The sequence below is a fragment of the Candidatus Moraniibacteriota bacterium genome, from assembly GCA_016699385.1.
GTDB lineage: Bacteria > Patescibacteriota > Minisyncoccia > Moranbacterales > UBA1568.
In genome coordinates, this window is sequence record CP064974.1 from 346,922 (window position 1) to 362,048 (window position 15,127).

Below are 15,127 nucleotides of genomic sequence, written 5' to 3' on the forward strand. Positions count from 1 at the left end.
TATGGATACAAGTATCGCTCATGCACTGCTTCTTGGAATCGTGCAGGGGCTTTCGGAATTTCTGCCCATATCGAGTTCGGGGCATCTGGTTATTCTCCCGTGGATTTTTGACTTCTCAGATCCCGGGCTCTCTTTCGATGTGGCGCTTCATGCAGGGACGCTCATCGCGGTTCTCGGATACTTTTGGCGCGATTGGTGTAACATCTTTCATCTTCGAGATGATATGCCGCAGTATCGCAGCGTGCCGAACTTATTACTCTTCTTGGTCGCAGCAACGGTTCCCGGAGCAATAGCGGGTGCACTTCTTGAAAAGCAAGCAGAGACTGTCTTTCGCGATCCACTTCTTATTGCGACGACGCTGTTCACCTTTGGTGCATTGCTTCTCTTGGCCGACAAACGGGGAAGCAAGGTGCGCTCTGTGGAGAAGATTACTTTGCGAGACGCGCTTGCTATCGGGTGTGCTCAGGCGCTCGCCATTGTGCCGGGTGTTTCGCGCTCGGGCATTACCATTACGGCGGCGCTTGCTCGTGGTATTGATCGCGCTTCGGCTGCTCGATTTTCCTTCCTACTCTCGACGCCGATTATTTGCGCAGCCCTCCTCGCAAATGCACGAGCGCTTTTTGCTGCCGGCATTACACTTCCATTTATTGTGGGCGTGCTGTCATCGGCAGTCTCCGGATATTTTGCCATAGCCTCTCTCATACGATTTGTTGAACGAGCAAGTTACCGCGTATTTTTCTGGTATCGTGCGGCGATTGCGCTCATTATTGTTTCTTTTATCTTTCTGCACGTATGAAGCTTCTCGAAGGAAAGCCGATAGCAGACAACATCATGAAGCGCTTGGAGAGGGAAATTCAAGAGCACCATCTCCGACCGGGGCTTGGTGTCATATTGGTCGGCGACGATGCCGCATCGCATCTCTATGTGACGCTCAAGGAACGAGCAGCTGAACGTATCGGCATACGCGTTGAGAAAAAGCTTTTCCTTGAGAATGCTCCGCAAGCCGAGATCGAACAGGCTATTGATACATTTAACGCTGATCAATTGCTTCATGGCATACTCGTACAGGTACCACTTCCGGCGCATCTCGATACGGACGCAATCATCAATAGAATGAATCTCGACAAGGATGTTGACGGATTCCACCCGGAGAATGAACAACGTTTTTTGGCAGGGAAACGGTCATCATTCCCGGTATTTCCCCATGCAATACTGGAGCTTATTTACGCATCCGGTGAGTCACTTGAGGGGAAGACAGCGGTCGTTATCGGAAATTCATGGCGATTTGGCGATATGATGTGTCAGGTGCTCTCGCGGGAGGGTGTACAGGCGAAACATATCCCTTGTGTTGAATGTACCTCCGAGCAGGGGCTCTTTGAACTGAAATCGGCAGATATTGTCATCTCTGCTTGTGGAAAGGAACGAACAATTACGAACACTATGCTGAAGCCGGGCGTGATTGTCATCGATGGAGGCATAGTCAAAGAGGGCGCGCGTGTTGTGGGCGATGTCGATCGCAAGAGCGTAGAAGAAGGAGAAGGCTTCCTTTCGCCAGTCCCGGGTGGTGTCGGTCCCGTGACAATCGCTTGCCTCCTTTCAAACGTCGTCGAAGCCGCACAACGACAAAAACAAAAACAAGCGGCGTAAATACGCCTCTTGTTTTCTCTGTGCCGATGGCGGGAGTTGAACCCGCATGGGCTTGCGCCCACACGATTTTGAGTCGTGCGTGTCTGCCAGTTCCACCACATCGGCATCTGGAAACGATTGAATCTCTAGCATTGAAGCTCGGTCTCGAATGGAGTATACTGAAAAAGTCAAAATATTCCAAGTCCCCTTGAGGGGCATGCTCTTTTCTTATGGCAAAAGTAGTCACACTGGTTAATCAAAAAGGTGGGGTAGGGAAGACAACCTCGACCATCAATATCGCCCGCTACCTCGCGGATTCTGGGAAGCGCGTGCTTCTTATCGATCTCGACCCACAGGCAAATGCTTCATCTGGCATTGGTGTTGATTCGCGATCGCTTGAGAAAACGCTCTATCATGCACTTCTTCTCGGTGAGCGACTCGAAAATGTTGTCCTTGCGACGCCGACTCCCAATCAGCATCTTTTGCCGTCATCGCAGGATTTGGCAGGGGCGGAAGTTGAAATGATGAATATCGAGGGGCGTGAATATCTTCTCTCGAAACTGGTCGCGCGTCTGCGACCGTACTATGACTATATATTGATAGACAGTCCGCCGTCTCTCGGGCTTCTTACTGTGAATGGTCTCACGGCGAGTGATGAGGTGATTGTTCCTGTGCAGACCGAGTACTATGCGCTTGAGGGATTGAGCCAGCTCCTGTCAACGATCGACCTTGTGCGCGAGCGACTTCGCCCCGAGCTCAAAATAATGGGCGCGCTCCTCACTCTCTATGATCGCCGGAATCGCCTCGCGCGTCAGGTGGTGCAGGAGGTGACTGATCATTTCCCCGGACCCGTTTTCAAGAGCGTTATCCCGCGCTCCATTCGCCTCGCTGAGGCGCCGTCCTACGGCAAATCCATCCTCGATTTCGATGCTTTTTCGAAAGGCGCTCGTTCCTACAAAGCCGTCGTTCGAGAAATCATTGACCGCGAACGAGAGGATAAATAGTTGCTTTTTTTGAGACTTTTTTCTTTTCAAGAATATTGATTCTCAGTGTGGTTCGGGATGTGATAAGCTCTAAAGAAACCTTGGAGAATCTTTGGAATTATATGTAAAAGACATCTTCTGTGGTTCCATGAATGTTCATAGTGACTCAGAGAAATTACTGTGCCAAAAGTGAAAGCAGTATCGGTAAATACTCTTGCATAAAGACATGTTTCTCAAGCGGATTGAAATTTCGGGGTTTAAGTCGTTTGCGCGGAAAACCGTGCTGGAGTTTTCCGGTGCAAGCGGAGGGTTTCCGCTCACGGCTATCGTGGGACCAAATGGGTCGGGCAAGTCGAATGTTGCCGATGCGATACGCTGGACAATTGGCGAGCAATCGGCGAAACATCTGCGTGGCAAGAAAAGCGAAGACGTTATCTTTGCAGGGACGGGAACCAAGGCGCGTCTTGGGAGCGCATCTGTTTCGCTCTTCTTTGACAATAGTGACAAAAAGATTCCGGTTGAATATGCGGAAGTCGTCATCACGCGAAGGCTCTTCCGAAATGGAGAGAGCGAATACCTTATCAATGGCGCTCGTGTGCGACTTCTCGACGTGACGGATTTACTTGCTCAGGCATCGATTGGTAAGGATAGCTACTCGGTTATCACACAGGGTATGTCGGACGCTGTGTTGTCGGCGACACCTTTGGAACGGCGCATGATGCTGGAGGAAGCGGCTGGCGTGAAGCAGTATCGTCTTGAGAAAGAACGCTCGCTCCGGAAATTGGAATCGACGCGGGAGAATCTCGTGCGTGTGGATGCGCTCCTCGTCGAGATAGAGCCGCATCTCAAGAATCTGAAGCGACAAGCGGAGAAAGCGTCGCGCGGTGCGGAAGTGGCAGAGAATTTGCGAGCAAAACAAACACAACGATTTGCGTTTTTGTGGCACACATTTGAGAAAGAGCGAAAAGAATTTGAAGGAAAGTTTGAGATAGAGTCTGCGCGCCTCCATGAATTGGAGCAGCAATCGGAACGCATCAATCACGACCTTGTCGAAGAATCAAAACGCATCGAAGCTCCAACAAAGGATGGTAGTGAACAGAAGGTGCGAGCATTGCGGGAGTCGCTCTACACGGTAGAACGAGATCTCTCGGTACTTCTCGGGAAGAGGGAAGTGGAAGAAGAGCGTCGCAAACCTCGTGAAGTCGTGGAGAGTGTCGCGGTTGATCGGGAATTTGTACAGAAACATCTTGCCGAAATTCGATCGCATCAAGAGAAGCTTATCGATCGGCTCTCGCATGTCGAGTCGCTTGATGAGCTTCAGGAACTTCGCGAGTTGGCGCGCGTTATTCAAACGCGTCTCTCCGAATTGCATGGGCATGCCGGTGCCGGGACAGTGGTGACCAAGCACATGGTCGAGATTCCTGAGGAAGAGCTCGCAAAAAGCGATGAACGGCTCGATGCGCTTCGTACAGAGGAAACACGTCTCTCTGAAAAAAAGCGGTCACTCCAAGAGAAAATCACGGAGGAAGAGCGAGTCGCCGAAGAAGAACGACGACGTCTTGAGGAAAGTCGGCGGAAGTTCTTTGAGCTCGAACGAAAAGCGCGAGATATGCAGATGGAAATGAATCGCCTGAAAGATGCCGAGAATGAACGCAAAGTGCGACGCGCCCGTGTTGAGGTTCGCGAGGAAGACTTGACTAAGGAGATTCTTGAGGAGCTTCGAATGAAACCCGAGGAACTCACATGGAATGGAGAAATTCTCGATGCGGAGAAATTTGAGCGTGATATTATCCGGCTCAAAGTGGAGCTCGAACATATTGGCGGTATCGACCCGATGGTAATCGAAGAATGTACGGAAACCGAAAAGCGTTTTGCTTTCCTCTCAACAGAGTCGGGAGATCTCAAAAAGGCGATGCAGTCGCTTCGTCAGGTGGTTCGAGAAATGGATACCAAGATTCATACTGCGTTTGAGATAGCTTGGAAAGAAGTGCATCGCGAGTTTGATCGATATTTCAAAATTATTTTTGGCGGAGGCGAAGCGAAACTCTTGAAAATTCCCGTAGAGCGGCGCGGGAGCGCAGGTATATTTGAAGATGCTTCAGAAGAAAAGAATGCTGATTTGTCTGATGATGGAGAAGTATCATTGAATCTAGAAAAGAATGAAATTGATATTGGTATCGATATCGTCGCATCGCCACCCGGGAAGAAAATCGGGAATCTCGCCATGCTCTCGGGCGGGGAGCGATCGCTCACGGCGCTCGCACTTCTCTTTGCTATTATTTCACACAATCCGCCACCATTTGCCGTACTCGACGAAGTAGAAGCAGCGCTCGATGAGGCAAACTCAAAACGCTTCAGCGATCTCTTGTCCGAGCTGTCGGAGAGGACGCAGTTTGTCGCTATCACGCACAACCGCGAGACAATGCGCCGCGCTTCTATCCTCTACGGTGTCACTATGGGAGATGATGGTATATCCAAAATTCTCTCTGTCCGCCTCGACCAAATTGGCACTGGCGGAAAGATACGAGCGTAATGGCTTTTTCTTGCCAGGGGTTGTGAAATTCGGTAGAGTGGAAGCACTGTTTGAATGTGATCGTTTTGAAATTATGCGTGAAGATATATTGTCGGCGCGAAAGGAAAAATTGGACAAGATGGTGGCAGAATTTGGCAGTGCGTATCCGGATGCGACACACCGGACGCATACGAATGCTGATGCTCTGGCTGATTTCGACTCGCTTACGGAGCAAAAGGTTCTTGTCTCGCTTGTCGGGCGAGTGCGGTCGTTTCGAAGTATGGGGAAGATTGCCTTTGCACATATCGAGGATGAGAGTGGGAAGATGCAAGTGTTCATTCGAAAGGGTGAGCTCTCAGATGAGTTGTTTGCTGCCTTCCTCGATGGTGTTGATGTGGGAGACTTTCTCGAGGTCTCTGGGACACTTTTTATTACGAAGCAAAATGAAAAGACGCTTGCGGTGTCAGCATGGCGAATGCTCTCAAAGTCTCTGCGACCGTTGCCATCGGAATTCTACGGACTCAAAGACGAAGAGGAGCTCTTGCGACGGCGCTATCTTGACCTCGCGATGAATCCGGAAACTCGCGAGCTTTTCCGGAAGAAGTCTCTTTTTTGGCAAACTATCCGCACGTTTCTTATTGAGGAAAAATTTCTCGAAGTGCAGACGCCGGTCTTGGAACACATCCCAGGCGGTGCCGAGGCGGAGCCGTTTGTGACACATCACAATGCGCTTGACCAAGATTTCTACCTTCGTATCTCGCTCGAACTTCCACTTAAGCGCCTTTTGGTTGGCGGGTATGAACGCGTTTTCGAAATTGGGCGCGTGTTCCGGAATGAGGGTATCGACCGCGAGCACTTGCAGGAATTTGATCACATGGAGTTCTATGCCGCCTATGCTGATATGAAAATGGGCATGGATATGGTGGAGAGGCTCTATCGAAATATTGTCGAGCGCGTGACGGAAGGTTTTGAAACGAAGTGGAACGAAGAAACAATCGATTGGAAGAAGCCGTTTGCTATCGTCGATTATTTTGGTGCCTTCAAACAAGAAACCGGTATCGATCTTTCGGAAAATATTTCCGTCGAAACATTGAAGAAGAAGGCCGATGAGTTGGGTATCAAGTACGAAGCATCGTATGGCAAAGGGCGAATGATCGATACGATATACAAGAAAACCGTGCGCAAGAAACTCATTCAACCGTGTTTCTTGGTCGGGCATCCGATTGATGTCTCACCCCTCGCAAAGCGCGATCCGAAATTCCCAAATAAGGTTCTTCGCTTCCAGCCAATCGCGGCAGCAAGTGAGCTTGGGAATGGTTTCGCCGAGCTCAATGATCCGATCGATCAACGAACCCGATTCGAGGAACAAATGAAACTGCGCGAATCTGGTGATGCAGAAGCTCAGCAACTCGACGAAGATTTCTTGGAAGCTTTGGAATACGGTATGCCTCCCGCCTGCGGCTTCGGCATGAGCGAACGCTTCTTCGCCATCCTCATGAATCGCTCGGTGAGAGAGACGGTCATTTTCCCGCCGATGCGAGGGAAATAAACATTTGAAATATTATGCTCGATATACAATATATTCGTGATCACAAAGATGAGGTAGCGAAAGCAGCAGAGGCGAAACATATCGCTCTTGATGTGAATGAGCTTCTTGTTGTCGACAAAGAACGCGTTCGGTTGCTCCAGGAACTAGAGGAATTGTATTCTCTCAAGAACGATATCAATGATTTGATTGCCAAAGCGACGCCAGAGGAGCGTGCGGAGATTCTCGCGAAGGGGAAAGAAATAAAACAAAAGATAGAAGTGTTGGAGCCGGAGTTTGGAAGAGTGAAGAAAGCTTTCGATGGGCTTATGGCACAGGTGCCGATGGTGCCGTCGCTGGATACGCCTCTTGGATCGAGCGATTCGGACAACGTTGAAGTGCTCGTTCATGGCGAGAAACGTGTCTTTGCTTTTACTCCGAAGAATCATATCGAATTAGGGAAGTCGCTCGATATTCTCGATTTCGAACGCGGTACCAAGGTAGGCGGGTATCGCGGATACTATCTCAAGAATGAAGGTGCGCTGCTTGTCATGGGACTCATGATGTACGCCGTGCAGAAGCTCGTCTCAAAAGGATATCAGCCGATGATTCCGCCGACACTAGTGAAGGGCTTTGCGCTTTTTGGGAGTGGGTATTTCAAGGGAGTGGAATATGATGCAACGATAGACGAGGTGTATCAGGTGGCGACCGGCGACAAGGAAGCAAGTGGGGAACTTTCGCGGGACAAAAAATTTCTTGTAGGAACAGCCGAGCCGTCACTCTTGTCGTATTATTCCAACGAAACGCTTGATGGAGCAACGTTGCCGCTGAAGCTCGCCGGATTTAGCCCGTGCTATCGGAGTGAAATCGGAAGTTATGGCAAGGATACAAAGGGTCTCTATCGCGTGCACGAATTTTTCAAGGTGGAGCAGGTTGTGATTGCGCCGGCGGATATTGAAGAAGCGAACGTAATTCAAGATGAGATGATTGGTATCTCGCGAGAGATGCATGAGGAGCTTGGTCTCCCGTATCGATTGCTCAAAATTTGCACAGGCGATATGAGCGCGGGGAAATATCGTGCTTTCGACATCGAGGCATGGATGCCGGGACTTGAGCGCTTCGGTGAGACAGGATCTGCTTCCAACTTCCTCGATTGGCAGTCGAGACGATTGAACGTGAAGTATACGGACGCGAAAACCAGCGAGAAAAAATTTGTCTATATGCTCAACAACACGGCACTCCCATCCCCGCGCATACTGATTGCTATTCTCGAGAACTTTCAGCAAGAGGACGGCAGTGTCATCGTGCCAGAGGTGCTCCGTCCATACGTCGGCAAGGAAGTGATGGTGCCGAGGCAGGAAAATTGACGCATTTCGGGGTGATTGCTACTATACGGAGTGAACTGGATTTGGGCATTTCTTGTCCTCTTCTTGTTGTTTGGGTCGGTAGCTCAGCCTGGTAGAGCAGCTCCCTTTTAAGGAGAATGTCGTGGGTTCGAATCCCACCCGACCCACGTGAAATTGAGAATGTTGTGGATTTCCTTTGTTATCCTGACCGGAATAATGAAGGGGTGAAATGGAAGTCTGACTATTGGTAGACAGGAGTCTTAGATTTGTGGAGAGGCAGCACTTTCGGAAAGGTTGAGATTCCTCGATTTCGCTCGGAACGACAAGGCTTTTGTTTTGTAGTTTCAAACAGAGTATTTGTAGTATTTTTCGTAAGGTGAGTTATCAAAAATAAAAAGTTATGAAGAAGATATCTTTTCTTGTAATGCCGATTGCGTTCGCGGTGCTTTCGCTCTCCGGATGTTCATTTCCCGGAGCATCCTCTTCTGGAAGTGGTTCGGCGATACTCAAATCGATGGATGGCGGGAAGACATATGTTCCAAAAGTGACGATTGATGCAAAGACAACGATAGCGCCAGCGGATATATTGTCAGTGGTGTTCGAAGCGAGCAATCCCAATCATATTACTGTCGGGACGCGAGAGAACGGGATATTTACGAGTGAGAATGGCGGTGATGTGTGGAAGAAGATGAATTTTCCGCCAACCAAAACCTATGGACTCGTTGCGGACTGGAGTAATCCAGCACGACTTTATGCGACGGGCGATTGGCAGGGTCGTGGGAAGATGTATAAGAGTGAAGATCATGGCGTGAAGTGGGATGAGATCTATACTGAGCCGAATACTGGCACCGTCATCACGATGCTTGCTCAGAATCCGAAGCATCCGGAGACGCTTTATGCCGGTACGAGTACGGGAGTTGTCTTTCGGACGACAGACAGCGGGCAAACATGGGGGAGTCTCCAGAGCGTCGATACTCCAGCGCTCGCACTTACCTTTGATTCGGCTGGCGATACGTTCTACGTGCTCTCATCCAAGAAGGGGATATTTCGATCGCAGGATGGTGGCGTGACTCTTGAAGCTATTCCTTCAGGGAAATCGAAATCATCGGTGACGAAGACGCTTCCCGAAGTGACATCGTTTGCGTCAGACCCATCTCGATCGGGTACGCTCTATGCAGGGACGAAGAACGGACTTTTTCGAAGTCGGGATTTTGGCGATAGTTGGGAAGAAGTCTCGGTTATAGAAAGCTCAAAGAAATTTTCGGTTCGGTCGATAGCAATCAATCCGCACAATTCGAATGAGCTTCTCTATGGAGCAGCGCTTGCGGTGTATAAGTCGGTTGATGGCGGATTGACATGGTCGGTATATCAACTCGATGCCAATCGCGCTGTTGGTACGATTCGGTATAGTCCATCGGATTCGAATACTCTCTATCTTGGACTTCGCACATTTTAGCAACTCCCTTTTCCGTATTTTGAAACTTACTATGTACCAATCGATTATTGATGAGCGAAAGGATTTGTTTGAAGATGCTATTGGTCATTTTTCTGAAGAAACAGCAAAAATCAGGACGGGTCGAGCAACTCCGGCTTTGGTTGAGCATGTACTTGTTGACTACTACGGCACTCGGTCTCCACTCAAGCAAATTGCGAGTGTATCGGCGCCAGAAGCGCGACTCCTCTTGGTTCAGCCGTGGGACAAGGGAGCGCTTGTCTCGATAGAATCGGCGATTCGTGACGCAGATTTGGGACTCAACCCATCAAATGATGGACAAATCATACGGCTTTCTGTCCCGGCACTGACCGAGGAGCGTCGGCGAGACCTCGTGAAATCGCTCAACCGGATTGCTGAGGAAGCGCGCATCGCTATTCGCACCATACGTGAAGACGCCTGGAAAGAAATCCAAGATGTCGAGAAGTCCGGCGGCATGGGTGAGGATGACAAGTTCCATGGAAAAGATGCTCTGCAGGAATTGGTAGAGGCATACAACGCGCGTATAGAAGAATTGCGAAAGAAGAAAGAAGGAGAGATCATGACGGTATAATTCGAATTTTTCTCAGAATCTCCTCACTCTTGGAAAGTACCAAGATTTCACAAAGAATTCTTTTCACTCCCTTTTATGTCTATCATACTGGTATTTATCATCGTTCTCGGAGCGCTTATCTTTGTTCATGAATTGGGGCATTTCCTCATGGCGCGCCGGAGCGGTATGAAGGTTGAGGAATTTGGCTTTGGCTTCCCGCCTCGCCTCGCCGGTTTTGTTTGGAATGAGGAGAAAAAGCGCCACACATTTGTTCCCGGCAATCGGGAAGTGACATCGCCGTATACGGTGTACTCGATAAACTGGATTCCGTTTGGAGGATTTGTCCGTATCAAAGGGGAGAATGGCGAAGGCGCACAGGATGACGATAGCTTTGCTTCAAAGGGTGCAATCCCGCGAATCAAGACGCTCTCAGCAGGAGTCGTGATGAACTTTCTTTTTGCATGGTTTCTCATTTCTATCGTCCTCATGATTGGTTTCCCGCGAGCAATCGATCCGGATGAGAAAATAGATCCCTCAAAGATTGAGGTACAGATTGCACAGGTTGCCCCTGGGACGCCCGCTTCGGACATGGGTGCCAAAATGGGCGATACGATTATCTCTGTGAATGGAGAGAAGCTCCTCCGTGTCGAAGGAGTGCAAAAAATAATCCAAGAAAACAAAGGGAAAGAATTGACACTCGAAGTGCGTCGAGGGAAGGAAATGCTCGCGCTTCATGGAGTGCCACGCATTGACTATCCGGAAGACCAAGGTGCTCTCGGCATAGCGCTTGGAGAAATCACTCTTGCTCGCTACTCGTTCTTTGAGGCGATTGTGCAGGGCGCAGTCAGCACCTGGCAGAATACCGTGATGATGGTGTCGGGTATCGGGATGTTGCTCGGGAGCCTCTTTACGTGGAATAGTGCCGGACTCTCAGATGTCTCGGGACCAATTGGTATTGCCTATCTCACCAAAGAAGTGACAAGTCTTGGCTTTGTCTACCTTCTCTACTTCACGGCGATTTTGAGTATCAATCTTGGCGTATTGAATATCCTTCCATTTCCCGCGCTCGATGGCGGACGCGTGCTCTTTGTTATTATCGAAAAGATAAAAGGTTCCCCGGTGAGTCAGCGGACGGAAGGACTGTTCCATCAATTTGGCTTCTTGCTTCTTATCGTGCTGATGATTGCTGTCACGGTGCATGATTTTGCCAAGTTCAATATCGTTGGGAAAATTTGGGGACTTTTCTAGGAATCACATCAGAGCAGGGTGGAGTCATTTCTGAGAGTGGGGAAATCGGGTGGTTTACTCATAAAAAAGGCTTTTTAAAGCCTTTTTTATGTTTTCACTCTTGACAAGAGCATCATTATCCTGTACGGTGTTCTGTTAGCTTATTGAGTTGGTTTTTCCTTCTGTTTGCTTCTCATATGACCTACGAATCATTACTTTCGATTGTTCACAAAAAATGGGGGAGTATTCTCCTTTCAGGGCTTCTTGTGGGGTCGCTTGCATTTTTCTCACTTGTTTTTTTCTCGAAACACTTCAAAGTGACGACTGATTTCCTGGTCGTGCAAACTGGCACTGGGCAGTCGCAGGATTTTTATTCGATGCTTAAGTCGTCCGAATATCTTGGAAAGGTCTTGTCCGAGTCAGTACAGAGTGAAAAGTTTATTGGTGCTGTCGTGGAGACAGGCGGTGTCGATGGAAACTTCTTGCCGGGAAATCCCAAGGATCGGCTCGACACGTGGGAGAAAATGGTGAAGGTCACTAATAATCCCGATGTCGGCACACTTCACATAGAAGTGTATGACAATAATGATCGTGACGCACTTCATATCGCGCAGGCAGTAGGACAAGTTTTGACCGAACGAAATGCGCTCTTCCGAAGTGGTGATGAAAAAAGTGTCGAAATCCGCACCCTCTCCGGTCCCATCGTCGAGAAGAATCCAGATATACAACGGATGTTTCTTTCGGCGGGCGCAGGATTTTTCTTCGGAATTTCTTTGTTTTTGCTTTTTTCGCTCATGAAGGCCGAACGAAAAATGCAAATGCTTTCTTTGTATCAAGGTACTCCTTCACGAGAGATACCGATTTCACCAATGGTCTCTCCACTGAATAGCATAGCCACCTTACAGCACGAAGAAAAGCAGGAGAAAAACGAAGACACGAATATTCAGACAAAACCGATTTCACAACGTATCTATTCAGACACTCGCTTGATATTCGATGAAAAGCAATAGTCTATAGATTGGTTTGCATATTTTTTCTTTGTCTCTCGTGCTAGAGAGGCTGGAAGTGAGAACTTCCAACCTCTCTGCGGGAGGGATAAAAGTTCCTTTACAACAAGGGTTTTTGAAAAACAAAATCACTACGCGAAAGCGTGAGGAGATTGAAAATGAAAATGGTACTGATTATTCTATTGGTCTTGCTGGGCGGTTGCTCAGCGATACCAGCGAAAGACTTCCTTGGTATTACAGGAAAGGAAGATGTGCCGGAACGTCCCATAGAAGCGGTGTCCATGCAATTTCCAGGGCAGGTTTCTGATGTTGATGGGTATAAAATCCCTATTCCGCCCGAGTGGCAGGAACGGGATGTTGTCTGTCGGACATTCGAAAACTTTGAAGGGAAAGATGCTGAAGTATGTCGAAAGACATCGCGAGTCTTTGTGGATGGTGCCAAATGCTCTGCTTTTATAGCGGATGGATATTGGTATGTGTTTCTTCCGAGAGGAAGGAATTTCAGCATACTTGTTTTCCCTGCAGCTAAAGGAGGGACGAGTGAGAATAATAAGCCGTTCATTGTGAGAAAAGAGGTTGTGCATAAACTCGACTCAAAGGAGATTCGAGAGGTGTATAATCATGTTGCAGACACGTTTCCGTACCAATCGAAACCGATAGAGGATTCGGGTGTTTCATTGCTCTTTGGGCAAGATGCCCTTGAAGTTCTATCGGTTCCTGCGCTCACTACAGCAAAGGAACGTATGGCTTATTGTGGGCTCGCTTCCGTATCAAGCACCGAGATTATCGGTTTGATGCATGCTAATCCAATGGCGGCAATCCCAAAAGCATGGGCTGCCATTTGTTCCGTGTTGACGGAGCCAAACCTCCTCGTAAAAGAGGAGACATCTCGAAAAGTCCAAAGCGACGAAGGCATCGCCTTCACTGGAGACAGGTAATGAACGTGAAAAAGGTTATCGCAGTACTGTTTATGGTACTTGCGTGGTGTTTATCGGACGTTGCGTATAGCGAGACGATTACCGTCAAGCAAGGCGACACGCCATCTGATCTTGCCGCGAAATATTGTGGTGGTGCGAAGAACTGGAAACAACTCTGGAGTGGTGATGCTCGGAAACTTCCAGTGGGAGAAGTCATCGCGCTTCCAAAGGAATGTGGAACGACGCGTCATGAAGAAGAACCTTCTTTGACGCCGACAGTTGAAGGGAAAAGTGGCGCTCGGGTATTTAAGCATCCGGGAGCAAAGCCGCTTTGCCCGACATTCAAGAAAGATCCTGAGAGTTGTCGAGAAGTCTTTGATAAGGCTCTCGCGCAGAATGGATTTGAAGAGAAGGAGAGAGCTGCGATTGTTAAAAGAATCGTGACTGGCGATACTACGGACGCTGCCCGTCCCAACGGATATATTTGGGACCGCTTTATAAGTGGCAAGGGCGATGTGTGGGGAACGACCGAAATTGGTGTTCCTGGTGGAAATGTCGCTATCAAGGTATGTCCGCCGATTGGGAAGAAGCAGGTAGATGTCGTGGTTGCCTGTGGCAATCTTGGCATCAACACCGTGATTGTTCCGGAGCCAGTCGTTCCAAAGCAGTCGGAAGTTGTTCAGTCGCCACCGCAACGCGGATGCAAGTTGGACTGGCTCTTGATGGGTCAGTATGCTCGCGGCCGGGACATGCGAAATGTTTCCGGTAAAGGACAGGCAACTTGTCAGTTTCAAATCGACGAGCATTGGTCGGACGGACCGCTCGTGACGGGAGGTATCTCTCGCTATCATGGAGGATCATGGGCGGAACCATCGTGGTTTGTGGGGCTCGGCAATCGTGTGCAGGGCCGTGGAGTATGGGGTGTTGACCAAGTGGAATTGGACACTTCACTCGCATATGCGACGACGCGCGGTGGAGATGGCATGGATGTTCGGAAGCCACCCATTAGCGGGCTGGATTTCTTGCTCAACATTAATGTCAAGAAGTATTTCCCGCTTAGCGGCGAAAAGGATGATGATCGAAAGAAAGGCGCTGCTTCTGCGGATAATACGCCCGTTTCGGCGGAAGACATTTCGTTTTCGTTTATTAGCGGGGATCCGAAGGAGCAGGCAGTAATAAGTGATCGCGTGTTGGCGGAATTTTCTCTTTATGGGACATTCCCGCTTACGCATAAGTCCGGTCCGGTGTATTGGAGGGATAGGATTGTTGATTCCGACAGTCGCCACCGAGTTCTCGGGGCTTCTGCACGGCTCGGGTGGGAGCTTGAGGGCGTAAATTTCGTTCCCGAGGTAGAATTCGGGATATGGAACACTAGTGGCATTCAGCATCCCTGGGGCGTTGAAGGCACTGTCGGTGTAGCTACGAGGGATAGGTTTTTCCGAGTGCATGCCGGCATTGGTTCTGTCCTTGGCGCAACCGACGGAGTGTACGGGGTTGTAAAAGCTGAAATAAATGGAGGAGGCAAGTGGCTATTTGAGAGCTCCAAGAAATCTGTTAACGCTCTCACGGTAGGTGCAACGGATTCTCGCATCGCTCTTGGTTTGGATGCTCAGCCGAATCCTTCAATCACAACATCTCGGGAGATAAACCTCAAGAAGGCAGTAGAAGTGCCCAAGGGGGATGTCCCTCGGATGGCGGTATCAAATCCGATTCAGAAGGCGCAACAAGAAATTGCTCCGTCTTCCGGATTTAACAATAAGTCTGGCGCAACAACGCGTGTTGCTACAAAGGGAAACGCTTCAGTTTCCACTGCGCCTATTTCTGCTCAAGCAACTCCTTGGGAGAATAGCTGGAACGGATAAATCACAGTAAAAAGAACGCCAGAATGGGAATCCATTCAAGGCAATTCAAAAATCCTTGTCTAAACTTGACAAAAAACTCGGGCTGTGCTAACTATAAC

12 protein-coding genes and 2 tRNA genes are annotated in these 15,127 nt (G+C 49.1%); 13 read left to right on the forward strand and 1 reads right to left on the reverse strand.

Annotation, left to right across the window (positions count from 1 at the left end; all coding sequences use genetic code 11):
• Nucleotide 1 precedes the first annotated feature (1 nt).
• Together IPJ67_01635 and IPJ67_01640 are read left to right on the forward strand one after the other, a co-directional pair.
• Nucleotides 2-796 (forward strand): undecaprenyl-diphosphate phosphatase, encoded by a 795-nt coding sequence (locus IPJ67_01635; GenBank protein ID QQR77829.1) that lies wholly within the window; start codon nucleotides 2-4, stop codon nucleotides 794-796.
• Nucleotides 793-1,647 carry a bifunctional 5,10-methylenetetrahydrofolate dehydrogenase/5,10-methenyltetrahydrofolate cyclohydrolase gene (locus IPJ67_01640; GenBank protein ID QQR77830.1) on the forward strand — a complete coding sequence of 285 codons (855 nt, stop codon included), beginning with the start codon at nucleotides 793-795 and terminating at the stop codon, nucleotides 1,645-1,647. Before IPJ67_01635 ends, IPJ67_01640 begins: the two co-directional genes overlap by 4 nt.
• A gap of 21 nt (nucleotides 1,648-1,668) precedes the next feature.
• Here the strand turns inward: IPJ67_01640 and IPJ67_01645 are convergent.
• Nucleotides 1,669-1,752 (reverse strand) — tRNA-Leu (locus tag IPJ67_01645).
• A 104-nt stretch (nucleotides 1,753-1,856) separates the two neighbouring features.
• On the opposite strand from IPJ67_01645, the gene IPJ67_01650 reads away from it, so the two are divergent.
• The 11 genes from IPJ67_01650 (at nucleotide 1,857) to IPJ67_01700 (ending at nucleotide 15,029) form a co-directional block, all read left to right on the forward strand.
• On the forward strand, nucleotides 1,857-2,630 hold the full coding sequence (locus tag IPJ67_01650) for a ParA family protein (GenBank protein QQR77831.1): 774 nt from the start codon (nucleotides 1,857-1,859) through the stop codon (nucleotides 2,628-2,630).
• Between the two features lie 205 nt (nucleotides 2,631-2,835).
• Nucleotides 2,836-5,142, forward strand: a complete 2,307-nt coding sequence (locus IPJ67_01655) for an AAA family ATPase (GenBank protein QQR77832.1) — start codon at nucleotides 2,836-2,838, stop codon at nucleotides 5,140-5,142.
• Nucleotides 5,143-5,164: 22 nt separating this feature from the next.
• Nucleotides 5,165-6,670, forward strand: a complete 1,506-nt coding sequence (gene lysS / locus IPJ67_01660; protein ID QQR77833.1) for a lysine--tRNA ligase — start codon at nucleotides 5,165-5,167, stop codon at nucleotides 6,668-6,670.
• A gap of 14 nt (nucleotides 6,671-6,684) precedes the next feature.
• Nucleotides 6,685-8,013 carry a serine--tRNA ligase gene (gene serS / locus IPJ67_01665; protein QQR77834.1) on the forward strand — a complete coding sequence of 443 codons (1,329 nt, stop codon included), beginning with the start codon at nucleotides 6,685-6,687 and terminating at the stop codon, nucleotides 8,011-8,013.
• 72 nt (nucleotides 8,014-8,085) lie between these two features.
• Nucleotides 8,086-8,159: transfer RNA gene (locus IPJ67_01670), tRNA-Lys, on the forward strand.
• Between the two features lie 233 nt (nucleotides 8,160-8,392).
• Nucleotides 8,393-9,448 (forward strand): hypothetical protein, encoded by a 1,056-nt coding sequence (locus IPJ67_01675; GenBank protein QQR77835.1) that lies wholly within the window; start codon nucleotides 8,393-8,395, stop codon nucleotides 9,446-9,448.
• Between the two features lie 31 nt (nucleotides 9,449-9,479).
• Nucleotides 9,480-10,037: a ribosome recycling factor gene (gene frr / locus IPJ67_01680; GenBank protein QQR77836.1), complete on the forward strand. Its 558-nt coding sequence runs from the start codon at nucleotides 9,480-9,482 to the stop codon at nucleotides 10,035-10,037.
• Nucleotides 10,038-10,112: 75 nt separating this feature from the next.
• A complete protein-coding gene (gene rseP, locus IPJ67_01685; protein QQR77837.1) occupies nucleotides 10,113-11,264 on the forward strand; it encodes an RIP metalloprotease RseP in 1,152 nt (383 codons plus the stop codon).
• Nucleotides 11,265-11,440: 176 nt separating this feature from the next.
• On the forward strand, nucleotides 11,441-12,253 hold the full coding sequence (locus tag IPJ67_01690; GenBank protein ID QQR77838.1) for a hypothetical protein: 813 nt from the start codon (nucleotides 11,441-11,443) through the stop codon (nucleotides 12,251-12,253).
• A gap of 155 nt (nucleotides 12,254-12,408) precedes the next feature.
• Complete coding sequence (locus IPJ67_01695) at nucleotides 12,409-13,188, forward strand: hypothetical protein (GenBank protein ID QQR77839.1); 780 nt, start codon at nucleotides 12,409-12,411, stop codon at nucleotides 13,186-13,188.
• The gene (locus IPJ67_01700) at nucleotides 13,188-15,029 is read left to right on the forward strand and encodes a hypothetical protein (protein ID QQR77840.1); all 1,842 of its coding nucleotides are present in this window, start codon (nucleotides 13,188-13,190) and stop codon (nucleotides 15,027-15,029) included. Before IPJ67_01695 ends, IPJ67_01700 begins: the two co-directional genes overlap by 1 nt.
• Nucleotides 15,030-15,127 lie beyond the last annotated feature (98 nt).